Source organism: Bacteroides sp. GM023 (genome assembly GCF_014750685.1).
Classification (GTDB): Bacteria; Bacteroidota; Bacteroidia; order Bacteroidales; family Bacteroidaceae; genus Bacteroides.
Genome location: NZ_JAAXGE010000013.1, coordinates 23,984 through 38,229 on the forward strand (window position 1 = coordinate 23,984; position 14,246 = coordinate 38,229).

The following is a 14,246-nucleotide window of genomic DNA, read 5'->3' on the forward strand; positions in this document are numbered from 1 at the left end:
ATTCTCCTTTTTATTTTATGGTAATGCGTCCATCCAGTTTGGAAGTAATCATTTTGCCTTCGGCAGTCTGTTTGCGGACATAGTCGAGGAATAATCCGCGCAGGGTAGCTCCGTCGGGACATTCACGTTTCTCCGCTTGCAGGAAAGCATCCATTCGCCCGTTGCCGTCTGCCAGGTAGTCGATAGTGGCTACCGTATAGAGCTGGTTGTCGTCTACGGGTTTGCCGCCGATTGTTGCATTCAGCAGTTCTCCTTTCTTGGTTATTTCCAAACGGATACCGCTCACTCCTTCTCCGCGCAAAGAAGCAATCGCTTTAAAAAGTCGTTTCATGTCCGAGCCTTTCATCGTCAGGATGCAAAGGGAGTTCTCAAAAGGAAGTATTTCAAAGATTTCACTTACAGTGATTTCACCTTTCGGCAGGATATTACGCAATCCGCCCATATTCACCAGTCCCATATCGGCAGGTTTCCCCAATGTCGGTGCGGCAGCCTGCTGCAAGACACTTGCAACGAGATTGGAAAGCAGACTTTCAGGCCCACCCTTATCCATTTTCATTTCGCTGGTGCCGATGACTTCATACATCATCCCGTCAACTTTATCTTTATAAGGTTTCAATACCTCGGTAGTTCTTTTGTCGGGATTAGCGTCCCAGACAGAGTCAATCTTAATCATACTACCTTCTACTTTTGCCACTTGATAGTGAGCTGTAGCCTCTCGTGTTGTGCGGCAGGACGTGAACAGGATACCACCTGCCAATGATGCCACAATCAGATACTTTACATAAGTCTGTTTCATGTTCGCTATTTTTATATATGCGACAAATATACAAAAAACATTTGGCTATCTGCTAAATAATTCGTTACTTTGCACCGCTTTCGCGCAATCGCTGTCAAGAGACGAGATACTTGGTATGTTGCGTTGTAACGATGAAACAATTTAATAATAACAACAATGGATTTAATTAAAATTGCAGAAGAAGCATTCGCTACCGGTAAACAGCACCCGAGCTTCAAAGCAGGAGACACTGTAACAGTAGCATATCGTATTATTGAAGGTAACAAAGAACGTGTACAGTTGTACCGTGGTGTTGTTATCAAAATCGCCGGTCATGGAGACAAGAAACGTTTTACTGTACGTAAAATGTCAGGTACTATCGGTGTAGAAAGAATTTTCCCAATCGAATCACCGGCTATCGACAATATCGAGGTGAACAAGGTAGGTAAAGTTCGTCGCGCTAAATTGTACTACCTGCGTGCTCTTACTGGTAAGAAAGCTAGAATCAAAGAAAAAAGAGTTAATAACTAAGACTACTTTTCGATTCGAAATAAAAAAAGGAACTTCACAATGGATGAGGTTCCTTTTTTTATTGCCGTTATCATTCATACGATGTTTTCTTCGCATCGGTCCGGGATTTGTTTCCCGGTGTGAAACAATGTGTTCGACACCGAGAAACAAAGTGTTTCTCACCGAGGAACAACTTGTTTCCCGGTGACGAACATTCAGCCCCATTTCTGAGCCTTCCGGGCAGACATAAGAAAAGCCCCGAAAGCACAATTGGCTTCCGAGGCTTCACTACCTTTATTATAATAATGATATTATTATTCTTTCAAATCTTTCAGTTCCCAAGCCAATGCACTGGCACCCAGTACGGCAGCATCAGAATCTTTCAATTCGGAAACAAGCAATTTCGTTTTACCTTTATAGATGTTCAGAAGATTATCTTCCATTGATTTCTGAATCGGCTTCATGATATAGTCACCGGATTTAGCCAAACCACCGAACAATACAATTGCTTCAGGGCTGGAGAATGCAATAGCGTCTGCCAATGCTTCACCCAGGATGTTACCTGTAAATTCGAAGATTTCCTGTGCTAGTTTATCACCTTGTACCGCAGCGTCATATACATCTTTTGAAGTAATGTTTTCTGCAGGAATGTTGCGAAGCAAGCTGGCATCCGTACGAGCTGCCAAAAGTTCACGAGCTGTGCGAGCTACACCGGTAGCTGAACAGTAAGTTTCCAGACAGCCTTTACGACCGCAACCACAAACACGACCTTCGCGACGAGCGATAACGTGTCCGAGCTCACCCGCAAAACCGTCATGACCATATACCATCTGACCGTTGATAACGATACCGCTACCTACACCGGTACCCAGCGTAATCATGATAAAGTCTTTCATACCACGGGCTGCACCGTAAGTCATTTCACCGATAGCGGCAGCATTCGCGTCGTTTGTCAAAGCAGTAGGAATACCCAGTCTTTCTTCAAACATGGCAGCCAGCGGAAGGATACCTTTCCAAGGCAAGTTTGGAGCAAATTCAATCGTTCCTGTGTAGTAGTTGCCATTCGGAGCACCGACACCGATACCTCTGATTTTATCAACACCACCGTTAGCAATAATCAACGGAAGCAGGTTTTTGCACACTTCGTCTGCATATTCTTCTACCGTAGGATAGCCGGATGTCTTGATTGAGCTGCTGGCAATAATAGTTCCGCGTGCGTCTACAATTCCAAAGACGGAATTCGTTCCGCCTATGTCAATACCTACTACGTAGGGTTTCTCCATGTTTGAATTCATGATACTTTTATTTAAAAGGGTTAGTTAATCATTAAGTTTACTGCACACAAATTACGTAAAGAAGATTGAGTCTACAAAATGTTTTTCAAAAAAAGTTCACCTGCTTTGCAACTTTTCGTATCTTTCGGTCGTCTAATAGTAGAAATTCATAAGAAAACAGAAACTAAATAAAGGAAATTGTGATACAACTTACAAACGTCAATAAGACTTACAACAACGGAGCACCCCTCCACGTACTCAAAGGCATCAACCTCAAAATAGAACGGGGCGAGTTTGTTTCTATCATGGGAGCGTCAGGTTCTGGCAAATCAACCTTACTTAATATATTAGGTATTCTTGATAATTACGATACCGGAGATTATTATCTGAACAATGTACTTATCAAAAATCTAAGCGAGACCAAAGCTGCCGAATACCGAAACCGCATGATTGGATTTATTTTCCAGTCATTCAACCTGATTTCCTTTAAAGATGCCGTAGAAAATGTAGCACTTCCTTTATTCTATCAGGGGGTAAGTCGTAAAAAGAGAAACGCGCTTGCATTGGAATATCTCGACCGGCTGGGTTTGAAAGACTGGGCACATCATATGCCCAACGAAATGAGCGGCGGTCAGAAACAACGTGTAGCCATCGCACGTGCACTCATCACCCAGCCACAAATTATCCTGGCGGATGAACCGACCGGAGCACTGGACAGTAAGACGTCTGTGGAAGTGATGCAGATTCTAAAAGATTTGCACCGAATGGGAATGACTATTATAGTCGTCACTCATGAGAGTGGCGTTGCCAACCAGACAGACAAGATTATACATATCAAAGATGGTATTATCGAACGAATCGAGGATAACATCGACCACGACGCTTCTCCTTTCGGCAAGGACGGCATCATGAAATAAACCAGAATCCACCACTACTATACAAACATTATCATGATTGATATTTGGCAAGAAATATACAGTACCATCAAGCGCAACAAGCTGAGGACTTTTCTCACCGGATTTGCCGTAGCATGGGGTATCTTTATGCTTATCGTCCTGCTGGGCGCAGGCAACGGACTGATTCATGCATTCGAGCAATCGGCTTCCGAACGGGCTATGAACTCCATCAAGATTTTTCCGGGATGGACGAGCAAGTCTTATGATGGTCTGAAAGAAGGAAGACGGGTACAATTGGACAATAAAGACGTGGATGCCACCGACCACTATTTTCCGGACCACGTAATTAAAGCCGGAGCGACTGTCTGGCAAGGCGGAGTAAATCTTAGTTTCGGACAGGAGTACGTGAGTCTGAGCCTTTCCGGCGTATACCCCAATCATACGGAAGTAGAGGTTGTGAAACTCTTTAAAGGACGTTTTATCAACGAGATAGATATTAAGGCACGACGTAAAGTCATCGTACTTCATAAGAAAACAGCAGAAATACTTTTCGACAAAAGCCATACGGAGCCTATCGGGCAGTTTGTGAATGCAGGCAACGTCGTTTATCAGGTAGTAGGGCTCTATAATGATAAAGGGGACAGTGGAGACAGCGATGCCTATATTCCTTTCACGACCCTGCAAACTATTTATAATAAAGGAGATAAGGTGAACAACCTTATCATGACAACCAAAAATCTGGAGACGATAGAAGCGAATGAAGAATTCGAAGCTCATTATCGCAAGGTAATAGGAGCCAATCATCGTTTTGACCCGACCGACCATAGCGCTATCTGGATATGGAACCGGTTTACCAACTATCTGCAACAGCAGAAGGGCTCGGGTATGCTTCGCATAGCGATTTGGGTAATTGGTATTTTCACACTGCTAAGCGGAATTGTTGGGGTTTCCAATATCATGCTGATTACCGTAAAAGAACGTACTCGCGAATTTGGTATTCGCAAGGCTCTGGGAGCCAAGCCTCTTTCTATCCTTTGGCTGATTATCGTAGAAAGTGTCACTATCACTACTATATTCGGATATATCGGCATGGTGGCCGGCATTGGGGTGACCGAATGGATGAACAATGCTTTCGGAAATCAGACTATGGATAACGGGATATGGTCTGAAACGGTCTTTCTGAATCCCACAGTCGATATAAGAATTGCCATACAGGCCACACTCACATTAGTAATAGCTGGTACGTTAGCCGGATTGTTCCCTGCCCGCAAAGCAGTCAGCATCCGACCGATTGAAGCACTTAGAGCAGATTAAGATTATGAGAATAGACATGGATACCTGTGAGGAAATCCTCATAACCATCACAAGAAATAAAACAAGAAGTCTGCTGACCGCATTCGGTGTGTTTTGGGGAATCTTCATGCTTGTTGCCCTTATCGGCGGCGGACAAGGATTGGAAGATATGATGAAAAAGAACTTTGAAGGATTCGCCACCAACTCCGGCTTCCTTGCTTCGCAAAGAACGGGCGAAGCCTATAAAGGTTTCCGTAAAGGAAGATGGTGGAATCTGGAAGCTGTCGATATTGAACGCCTGCGTTCGCAAGTCAAAGATGTGGAAGTCATTACCCCTTCCATCGCCCGTTGGGGGTCGAAAGCTGTATATGAAGATAAAAAATATGATTGCAGCGTAAAAGGACTATATCCCGACTATCTTCACATCGAATCACAGGAAATGGCTTATGGCAGATTTATCAATGATGTAGATATAAAGGAAGCGCGCAAAGTGTGTGTTATCGGAAAACGGGTTTATGAAAGTCTTTTCAAAGCAGGAGAAGATCCGTGCGGGAAATACATACGTGTAGACGGGATTTATTACAGAATCATCGGTATGTCTTCTTCCGAAGGGGACATGAACATACAGGGACGGGCTTCGGAAGCAGTCACTTTACCCTTCACCACCATGCAGCAAACGTACAACCTGGGCGGAAGAATTGATGTTATCTGTTTCACCGCAAAGCATGGAGTCAAAGTATCTGACCTGCAACCGAAAATGGAAGAGATTATCAAAGCAGCACATTATATTGCTCCCAATGATAAACAAGCTGTCATGTACTTGAATGCGGAAGCTATGTTTTCCATGGTCGATAATTTATTTACGGGCATCAATATACTGGTCTGGATGGTCGGTTTGGGAACTTTGCTTGCCGGTGCTATCGGCGTATCGAATATCATGATGGTAACAGTGAAAGAGCGTACCACCGAAATCGGTATCCGCCGGGCTATCGGAGCACGACCGAGAGACATCATGCAGCAAATTCTCTCTGAGAGTATGGTGCTGACAACCATTGCGGGGATGTGTGGAATCTCCTTTGCCATCATGATACTGCAACTGCTAGAAATGGGAGTAAATTCAGACGGTAGCGACTCTCATTTTCAAGTCAGCTTCGGACTGGCAATCGGTACTTGTGCCTTGTTGATTGCACTAGGAATGCTAGCAGGACTGGCACCCGCTTATCGGGCTATGGCTATCAAACCGATTGAGGCCATCCGCGACGAGTAGAAACAGGGACTTGAAAGTTGAGAATGAATAAAGAATTAAAAATTAAACACATATATCCAAGATGAAAAAGTATCTGAAAATCGCATTATTGGTAATCATTGCCGTAATCCTTATTGGAACGTTCGTGTTCCTGTATCAGAAATCGCAGCCTAAAATTACTGTTTATGAAACAGTGAAGGCGGAAATAACAGACTTGCAAAAGACTACCGTAGCTACCGGAAAGGTAGAACCGAGAGACGAAATCTTAATCAAACCGCAAATTTCCGGTATCATCGATGAGGTGTATAAAGAAGCGGGACAAACAGTCAGAAAAGGTGAAGTTATCGCCAAAGTAAAAGTAATCCCTGAACTCGGACAATTAAACTCTGCAGAAAGCCGTGTACGCCTGGCAGAAATCAATACAGCACAGGCTGAGACTGACTTTAACCGTATTAAAAAGTTGTATGAGGACCAATTAATCAGCCGGGAAGAGTACGAGAAAAGTGAAGTTGCCGTAAAGCAGGCACGTGAAGAAAAACAGACTGCCAAAGATAATCTGGAAATCGTAAAAGAAGGAATTACCAAGAGCAGTGCATCTTTCAGTAGTACCATGATTCGTTCTACGATTGACGGATTGGTACTGGATGTACCTGTAAAAGCGGGAAACTCGGTTATTATGAGTAATACTTTTAATGACGGAACGACTATCGCAACGGTAGCCAATATGAATGACCTGATTTTCCGTGGTAACATTGATGAAACCGAAGTAGGACGTATCCACGAACAAATGCCGATAAAACTTACAATCGGTGCTTTGCAAAATTTGACTTTCAATGCCATCTTGGAATATATCTCTCCGAAAGGAGTAGAAACAAACGGAGCCAATCAGTTTGAAATCAAAGCTGCTATTTCCGTACCGGATTCCGTACAAATCCGTTCCGGTTACTCTGCCAATGCAGAAATCGTGTTGCAACGCGCCAATCAGGTATTGGCTGTGCCCGAAAGTACGATTGAATTTAGCGGAGACTCTACCTTTATATATCTCATGACGGATTCCGTGCCTCAACAAAAATTCCAACGTACGCAGGTGACGGCCGGTATGAGTGATGGTATCAAGATAGAAATAAAGAAAGGAATAACTGCACAGGACAAAATACGTGGTGCTGAGAAAAAAGACAAATAATAGACTCCAATGAAGACAATACATAGAACCATATCAGTACTTCTGCTTTCAGGAATCGGAATAATTTCAATTCAGGCGCAGGACAACAACTCGTCGCAAGCATGGACGCTGCGACAATGTATCGACTATGCCATCGAGCATAATATAGGGATTCGCAAATCTGCTAACGATGCCGAAATAAGTAAAGTAGATGTGCATACTACCAAATGGGCACGTCTGCCGAATTTGAGTGGTAGTGCCAGCCAAAACTGGAGTTGGGGACGTACAGCCTCTCCGGTAGATAACTCATATAGCGATATCAATAGTGCCAATACAAGTTTCAGTTTAGGCACAAATGTACCTATATTCACCGGTTTGCAACTATCCAATCAATATTCACTAGCCAAACTGGATTTAAAAGCGGCCATTGAAGACCTCAATAAAGCTAAAGAAGATATTGCCATCAATGTCACTTCTGCCTATTTGCAGGTGTTATTTAATCTAGAATTAAGTAAGGTTGCTCACAATCAGGTAGATTTAAGTAAAGACCAGCTAAAACGCATACAGGGACTTTTCGGAGTAGGTAAAGCCTCCCCATCTGAAGTGGCTGAAGCACAGGCTCGTGTAGCACAGGATGAAATGACCGCTGTACAGTCCGACAATAAATATAAGTTATCACTACTGGATCTTAGTCAACTTCTGGAACTCCCTACACCGGAAGGATTTGTCCTTGAGAATCCGAAAGAAGAAATGGAGTTCTCTTCTCTCACTCCGCCGGATGATATTTATACGCAAGCACTTGCCTACAAACCAAGCATTAAATCGGCAGAATACAGATTGCAAGGTAGCATCAACAGTATCCGTATTGCACAAGGTAATTTCTATCCACAGTTATCTTTCAGTGCTGGTTTGGGAAGTAATTACTATACAGTAAACGGCAAATCGGAAGGAAGTTTTGCCAATCAAATGAAAAACAATCTGAATAAATATGTAGGATTCAATCTTAGTGTTCCTATCTTCAATCGTTTTTCTACACGCAATAAAGTCAGAACGGCCCGTCTACAGCAAAACAATCTTACACTGCAATTAGACAACGCTAAAAAGACTCTTTACAAGGAAATTCAGCAATCCTGGTACAATGCTTTGGCAGCAGAAAGCAAATATAATTCCAGTGAGGTCGCCGTGAAAGCTAATGAAGAATCTTTCCGGCTAATGAATGAGAAATTCAATAATGGTAAAGCGACTTTTGTAGAATACAACGAATCAAAGCTCAATCTGACAAAAGCGCTATCAGACAGGCTGCAAGCCAAATATGATTATTTGTTCTGCACAAAGATTTTGGATTTCTACAAAGGACAGATTATTGAATAACAAGAATCATACTTGAACTTAACATAGTGATTCCCTTAAACATATCCGTTGGTTTATTCGTTATTATAGAAAGAACCAACGGATATGAAACATTTTATTATCTTAGTGATTCTGATGATTAGTAATGTATTTTTAGGAGTTGCTAAACCAATGAAAAATCAAGCAGAAATCTATTTCGCAGGGGGATGTTTTTGGGGAACAGAACATTTTCTGAAGCAAATCAGAGGAGTAGAAAGTACTCAGGCAGGATATGCCAACAGCATTGTTGACAATCCTAGTTATGAACAGGTATGCTCGGGAAAGACGAATGCAGCCGAAACGGTGAAAGTGGTCTATGATCCCGAAGTCGTCAATTTGACTTTATTGCTCGATTTGTATTTTAAGACAATCGACCCGACCAGCCTCAACCGACAAGGGAACGACCGTGGTACGCAGTACAGAACAGGAATTTATTATACCAATAAAGCCGATGTGCCTATTATCAATCAGGCTATTCAGGTGCTAGCTACCCAATACAGAAGTCCTATTGCCATAGAAGTGAAGCCATTGACCAACTTCTATCCGGCAGAAACTTATCATCAGGATTATTTGGACAAGAATCCGAACGGATATTGTCATATCAATCCGGCTTTATTTGAAATGGCACGAAAAGCCAATGCTCCCCAAACGAAAAGTTATCAAAAGCCGGATGATGCAACTTTACGGAAAAAGCTATCGGCAGAACAATACGCTGTTACTCAGAAAAGCGCTACTGAACCAGCATTCCATAACGAATACTGGAATGAGCATCGTCCAGGTATCTATGTTGATATTACTACCGGTGAACCACTATTTGTCTCCACTGACAAGTTCGATTCGGGTTGTGGATGGCCCAGCTTCTCTAAACCGATTCAAAAAGACTTGATTGCAGAGAAAAAAGATACTTCTTATGAGATGTTCCGAACGGAAGTACGCAGCAAAAGCGGTGACGCTCATTTGGGACATGTATTCACAGACGGTCCGAAGGACAAAGGCGGGCTTCGCTATTGCATTAACAGTGCTTCACTTCGCTTTATCCCGAAAGAAAAGATGAAAGATGAAGGTTATGGAGAATATTTGCCGCTCGTTAAGTAAACGCTACGTAGATAGACTGAAATAGATAAAACTTTATTCAGATAATTAAAAAACGGTGGATATCCTTTTCGGGATAATCCACCGTTTTTTTTTATGCAAATTAAATTAGAGAGAGAAAAAAGAGTTTCACAACTCCATATATTTTTATCTGTCCGCAATCAACAGACTGGCTTCATTCACTGTCGGTGTAGTTACATTCATAGCCCAGTTGGCAGCAGCTTCTTCAGTCCATTTATAGTCATTCCATTTGTAGTTCATATAAGCTATCGGCATATTAGCATCATTCAGTTCATAAACGCTCTTTTCAACAGATGCGTCGTAAGTTCTGCGAGATTCATTCCAACGTGCATATACCAATGTGATTTCATTAGAAGTATAAGTATAATTTATCTTGAAGTATGGAGTCCACTTTTCACTGGCAGCATCCCACTTGAACGCTTCTTTGGAAGCCATTCTCTTTTGGTCGTCATAGGTAAAATCATATTTCATGTGACGGTAGAGAGAACCGTCCAGTCTGTAAATCACCTTCGAAACAACAAGATCACCCACTTTTTCTTCATTAGTAATGAAGTTATTGTCCTGTGCTTTCACTTCTGCATTAGCAATACCTGCAAATACCATAGCAACTAAAACGATCATTCTGAATAATACTGTAGTTTTCATAATTGTATATTTTTTATTGTTCAACATTCTGTTTTTGCTCTTCTGTATGTTAGACGGAACGTCCACCTCAAATGGTTGCAACTTTCTGAATCTTTTTCTTCTTTTTTTGCTTTCCGCTTTCGGCTATATAAATGCAACGGACGTGCCAAACAGATAACTACTTAATAATCAAAGCTATTATAAAATAGACGAGTGTACGAAAACGAACAGTTGTACGCTCATAAACGAACACATAAATAAAAAACTTATGAATAAAGAAATGATTTACTGACTAATGATACTATTAAAAGAATGTTCGAAAGGTTCATCATAGAGCGATTTGTATTCCCTACAGAAGTGTTCATAGGTAGTCTTTGCCATATACTGCTTGCGCATAGCTACGTAAGTACCACATTTAAGCCGGAGAGCCGGCTCGTTTACTGAGTCAAACCGGAATATAATATCAGATATTAATAATTTGGTATCGTAGGCTTCGTGTTCGTCCAATAAAGTGGCATACTTCAATAGAGACTCAATAAGATTATCAGCCATGTGACTTTTAAAAGAATCGAGCCACAGATAATCACATTCACTCAACAAGCTGCCTTTGGCTGTCAGGGCAGCTATAATTTTAATCCGTTCGGTTGTCAGACTATCCGGACGGATTTTCTCGGGAAGACATTCGTAGTAATCTACAAATGCCGTCTTATCAAACTGCACTCTCCAATTACCCGAAATCTTGGCAATGGTGCATCCGCCGACAGATTCCACCAGTACCCGCAATTTGGAAAGATTGACTGCCCGGTTATTCTTGGCGCTTACATCATCTTTATCGAACCATAACGTAGTAGTCAACTCCTCCGACGAAATACCATTATCAGCCGACCGCAAAAGCAACAGGATAAATAACTCGCGCAGGAGTGGAGAAAAGCGTTGCGAAACCTCTTCACCCTTATTATCAAACACCTGCAAGCCACCAAACAGATAAACTGCATTGGCTCGTGGCAACTTCACCGTACCGCCTTCATCTCCAAATGAAGTGAGAATCTCGATACGATTGTTTGCCTTTAGTCTCTTCTGACGCCTATGCCGCCAATGCATCCCCAAGAAAACAATCATATCCACCACTACAATCAACAGAATCCAATACCAGGCAGACAGATGTTGTTCTTCCTTTCCAACCGTCAGCAACTCAGCTTGTCTGCTAAGTAACTTCAATTGGGAATGTTTATCACCAAGAATGTGAAACCGATATCCCCTGTCCGAACGGATACCATGTGACGAAAACGGATAAGAGTGTCCATTTGCGGATATATAGACCGAATCTGCGGGGAAATGTACCGAAAAGACTACCGACAGAGTATCGGACGAGATTGAATCTATATCATAAGAATCAATACGGACTTTCTCAATTTCGGAATTACATACCCATAATAATTCAGTACCCACTTGTGGCGAATGTGAAAGAATAAGATTATACAGTTCCTTATCTGTACTTTCAATACGCATCAATGACTCAAATACCACTTTGTCCTGTGCAGGAGTAGCAATCCGCAGGGTGATAATACTTCCTTTATCCAAATAGTTGAATTGCTTGGTATTGAGAATTTGGTCAGCCTTGATACTCTTTATCTCCTCTGCCGGGCGTTCGGCACGTCCGGGAATAACGAGAAGAAGGCAAAAGATAAGTAAAGTTAGCTTTTGCCTTAAAGAATATAATACTTCTATGTATGATGCTGATAAAAACATAGTAGACTCCTGTATGAATAATAGGTCAACAAAAATAAGACATTTAACCGACGACTCAAAATTTTAGTCCTACTTAATAGAGTACTTTCGCTCCTGCTGCCGCCATCTTGGCAAACTCATGGGCGACACCTGTTACCTCATACTTAGTCCAGTTCAAAGTATATCCACCTTTGGTACTAATACGTTTCGCTTCAGCATAATAGTAAGTACCACGCTTATAGCGGTTCGCACCTTGTGCTTCGGCACCCGCCGAAGTGTTCAATCCGCTACGGTCAGTATCCGCCGTACCCAAATGAACAATCAGTTTACGTGCAAACAAGGATTCCTGCCGGGAAGAGGTTGCCGCCTCTGTATTTTTCAGACCATAAGGATAGGCAATATCCACATCGGACACCGTGTACCAACCCGCATTCGCGCTCACCGCCCTGTCGATACGGGCATCGGGCATAAACGTCACATACCGGTGTACAAACTGCGCACCTGCCGAATGTCCCCACATATCATACTTGCTTCGTGAAGAACCCGTATCCTTCCGAACAGCATCAAAGACTGCTTCTACAATAGAAAATGTCCATTTTGAACGGTCTTGCAGCGTGCTTCCCTGAAACATACCACCTTCAATATACTGTTCGGTAGAATAAGTATCCGAAGGAAATTCGAAAACGAACACCATCACATTTCGATTGGTCGCTTCCGTACGCCAAGCGCCTAAATAATCATTCGCATTCCTCTCCAGTCCCGGAAATACAAACAATACAGGCATCTTTTTCATATCACCGTCCACGGGAATATGGAAGTGCACGCGAATCGGCCTGTCCGCCAACGGAGCATATCCCGAATAGATAACGATGCCGTCTCCCGGGAGAAACGTAGAAGTTTCTCCCAAAGATTCCGGTTTATCATCCTTGAAGCAGCTTGCCATCAGGATAGTATATGTGATTAAAATCAAAATATTGACTATACGCATCGCTATCAAAAGAGAATATGAAGATTCAACTTAACCTGAAATTCCTTAGAGCCCGCACCCACCAATTGATTATAAGAAGTATACGAGCCTGCCAATTGCATTTTGAACGTATTATTATGGAAATACTTAGATACACCAAACGTTACATTCTCCGATTTACGCAAAATACTCAGTTCTGTTTCTTCCCATTCAGGATTCACTTTGCTATAAGCTACATCTAATGCCCATAATTTCGGGAAAAGATAACCGGCCTGTACATTGAATCCATCTCCCAAAGCTAAATAATTGGCTATCTGGCGTGGTTTCAGTTTCGCGCCTTCATCCTGCTGTATATATAACCCGTTCAAATCATTTCCGGTAGCATTGACATACTCTGCCAACAAGGAAAAGCCATTCCACTTCAACAATAAATCGGCAGATAATTTACGATAATCGGGATAATCAGCTATTCCTTCTTTATCATACATCAGAAAGTCCTTATGGCCTTCACCCACAGCATTGCTGGCACCGACATTATAGCTATATGCCACACCGACTGCCAATTTCGGAGATTTTTCACGAATAAAATCATTAAACACCATTTCATTGCCGCTCGTAAAGAAGCCTAACGGATAGAAAGTAGCACGTCCGCCATATTTCAGTCCTCCCAAATCAGGGTCGGTACTTGACGAACCGAACGAATTTCGTCCGTCACCGGAAGTAACAGCAGCTCCCAAATCAAATCCGATTTTTCCCAATGACAGGCGGCTTTCAACAAACAACCCCAATTCACGGCCTGTACGTGAGAAACTGCGGTCGAGCAATGAATGTTCACCGAAAGCAAGTCCCTGGTCAAGCATCATCATCTGCCGGGTGTTGGTAAAAGTCTGCTTCTGTCCGGCACTGATTTTCAGTTGTTTCCAGGGAGTATATGAAACCCATGCATCCAACAGAGGATAAGAGTCCGCGAAATCCGCTTGCAGGAAGAAGCCCAGCTTCTCATTCAGGAATGAACCTTCGAGACTCAAATAAGCATGGTCAACGTCAAAGCCGTATTCCGATTCCGCATTTTTAATATCGGTATAATAACCCGAACCTTGCAGATAACCACCGAAACGCAGTTTCTGACCAGGTGTTTTTAAATTCAGGTCGAGCAAACCATCTTTCAGTTGCGGAAACGCCTCGTTTCCAATTGTCTGTGCATTCAGACCAGTAGCCAAAATTAAGGAGAAAACTCCTGCTATTATCTTTTTCATATCTTGTATTCTA

The 14,246-nt window shown here is 42.4% G+C and carries 13 protein-coding genes; 7 read left to right on the forward strand and 6 right to left on the reverse strand.

What is annotated here, in order from left to right; genetic code table 11:
• Nucleotides 1-10: 10 nt before the first annotated feature.
• Nucleotides 11-796 carry a 5'-nucleotidase C-terminal domain-containing protein gene (locus tag HC965_RS22215; RefSeq protein WP_191033524.1) on the reverse strand — a complete coding sequence of 262 codons (786 nt, stop codon included), beginning with the start codon at nucleotides 794-796 and terminating at the stop codon, nucleotides 11-13.
• A 156-nt stretch (nucleotides 797-952) separates the two neighbouring features.
• Here HC965_RS22215 and rplS point away from each other — a divergent pair, with 156 nt between their 5' ends.
• Nucleotides 953-1,306: a 50S ribosomal protein L19 gene (gene rplS / locus HC965_RS22220; protein WP_044654838.1), complete on the forward strand. Its 354-nt coding sequence runs from the start codon at nucleotides 953-955 to the stop codon at nucleotides 1,304-1,306.
• 293 nt (nucleotides 1,307-1,599) lie between these two features.
• Here the strand turns inward: rplS and HC965_RS22225 are convergent, their stop codons facing one another.
• The gene (locus HC965_RS22225; RefSeq protein ID WP_191033525.1) at nucleotides 1,600-2,580 is read right to left on the reverse strand and encodes an ROK family protein; all 981 of its coding nucleotides are present in this window, start codon (nucleotides 2,578-2,580) and stop codon (nucleotides 1,600-1,602) included.
• 179 nt (nucleotides 2,581-2,759) lie between these two features.
• Here HC965_RS22225 and HC965_RS22230 point away from each other — a divergent pair, with 179 nt between their 5' ends.
• From HC965_RS22230 to msrB, 6 genes are all read left to right on the forward strand, one after another.
• Nucleotides 2,760-3,476 carry an ABC transporter ATP-binding protein gene (locus HC965_RS22230; RefSeq protein WP_191033526.1) on the forward strand — a complete coding sequence of 239 codons (717 nt, stop codon included), beginning with the start codon at nucleotides 2,760-2,762 and terminating at the stop codon, nucleotides 3,474-3,476.
• 33 nt (nucleotides 3,477-3,509) lie between these two features.
• Nucleotides 3,510-4,769, forward strand: coding sequence for an ABC transporter permease (locus HC965_RS22235; RefSeq protein WP_191033527.1), 1,260 nt, complete (start codon nucleotides 3,510-3,512; stop codon nucleotides 4,767-4,769).
• A 4-nt stretch (nucleotides 4,770-4,773) separates the two neighbouring features.
• A complete protein-coding gene (locus tag HC965_RS22240) occupies nucleotides 4,774-6,015 on the forward strand; it encodes an ABC transporter permease (protein ID WP_191033528.1) in 1,242 nt (413 codons plus the stop codon).
• A gap of 61 nt (nucleotides 6,016-6,076) precedes the next feature.
• On the forward strand, nucleotides 6,077-7,177 hold the full coding sequence (locus tag HC965_RS22245) for an efflux RND transporter periplasmic adaptor subunit (protein WP_191033529.1): 1,101 nt from the start codon (nucleotides 6,077-6,079) through the stop codon (nucleotides 7,175-7,177).
• A gap of 9 nt (nucleotides 7,178-7,186) precedes the next feature.
• The gene (locus HC965_RS22250) at nucleotides 7,187-8,527 is read left to right on the forward strand and encodes a TolC family protein (RefSeq protein WP_191033530.1); all 1,341 of its coding nucleotides are present in this window, start codon (nucleotides 7,187-7,189) and stop codon (nucleotides 8,525-8,527) included.
• Nucleotides 8,528-8,611: 84 nt separating this feature from the next.
• Nucleotides 8,612-9,640, forward strand: coding sequence for a peptide-methionine (R)-S-oxide reductase MsrB (gene msrB / locus HC965_RS22255; protein WP_191033531.1), 1,029 nt, complete (start codon nucleotides 8,612-8,614; stop codon nucleotides 9,638-9,640).
• A 144-nt stretch (nucleotides 9,641-9,784) separates the two neighbouring features.
• On the opposite strand, the gene HC965_RS22260 is transcribed toward msrB, so the two are convergent.
• From HC965_RS22260 to HC965_RS22275, 4 genes are all read right to left on the reverse strand, one after another.
• A complete protein-coding gene (locus HC965_RS22260; protein ID WP_191033532.1) occupies nucleotides 9,785-10,303 on the reverse strand; it encodes a DUF3836 domain-containing protein in 519 nt (172 codons plus the stop codon).
• 264 nt (nucleotides 10,304-10,567) lie between these two features.
• Entirely contained in the window at nucleotides 10,568-12,031 is a 1,464-nt protein-coding gene (locus HC965_RS22265) for a hypothetical protein (protein WP_191033533.1), read from the reverse strand.
• A 73-nt stretch (nucleotides 12,032-12,104) separates the two neighbouring features.
• Nucleotides 12,105-12,998, reverse strand: coding sequence for a hypothetical protein (locus HC965_RS22270; protein WP_191033534.1), 894 nt, complete (start codon nucleotides 12,996-12,998; stop codon nucleotides 12,105-12,107).
• A gap of 5 nt (nucleotides 12,999-13,003) precedes the next feature.
• Nucleotides 13,004-14,233 (reverse strand): porin, encoded by a 1,230-nt coding sequence (locus HC965_RS22275; protein WP_191033535.1) that lies wholly within the window; start codon nucleotides 14,231-14,233, stop codon nucleotides 13,004-13,006.
• Between the last annotated feature and the right edge of the window lie 13 nt (nucleotides 14,234-14,246).

Bases quoted from the DNA above. Each gene is read 5' to 3' on its own strand.
- HC965_RS22215 (WP_191033524.1), bottom strand. From the start codon at position 796: ATGAAACAGACTTATGTAAAGTATCTGATTGTGGCATCATTGGCAGGT.
- rplS (WP_044654838.1), top strand. From the start codon at position 953: ATGGATTTAATTAAAATTGCAGAAGAAGCATTCGCTACCGGTAAACAG.
- HC965_RS22225 (WP_191033525.1), bottom strand. From the start codon at position 2,580: ATGAATTCAAACATGGAGAAACCCTACGTAGTAGGTATTGACATAGGC.
- HC965_RS22235 (WP_191033527.1), top strand. From the start codon at position 3,510: ATGATTGATATTTGGCAAGAAATATACAGTACCATCAAGCGCAACAAG.
- HC965_RS22240 (WP_191033528.1), top strand. From the start codon at position 4,774: ATGAGAATAGACATGGATACCTGTGAGGAAATCCTCATAACCATCACA.
- HC965_RS22245 (WP_191033529.1), top strand. From the start codon at position 6,077: ATGAAAAAGTATCTGAAAATCGCATTATTGGTAATCATTGCCGTAATC.
- HC965_RS22250 (WP_191033530.1), top strand. From the start codon at position 7,187: ATGAAGACAATACATAGAACCATATCAGTACTTCTGCTTTCAGGAATC.
- msrB (WP_191033531.1), top strand. From the start codon at position 8,612: ATGAAACATTTTATTATCTTAGTGATTCTGATGATTAGTAATGTATTT.
- HC965_RS22260 (WP_191033532.1), bottom strand. From the start codon at position 10,303: ATGAAAACTACAGTATTATTCAGAATGATCGTTTTAGTTGCTATGGTA.
- HC965_RS22265 (WP_191033533.1), bottom strand. From the start codon at position 12,031: ATGTTTTTATCAGCATCATACATAGAAGTATTATATTCTTTAAGGCAA.
- HC965_RS22270 (WP_191033534.1), bottom strand. From the start codon at position 12,998: ATGCGTATAGTCAATATTTTGATTTTAATCACATATACTATCCTGATG.
- HC965_RS22275 (WP_191033535.1), bottom strand. From the start codon at position 14,233: ATGAAAAAGATAATAGCAGGAGTTTTCTCCTTAATTTTGGCTACTGGT.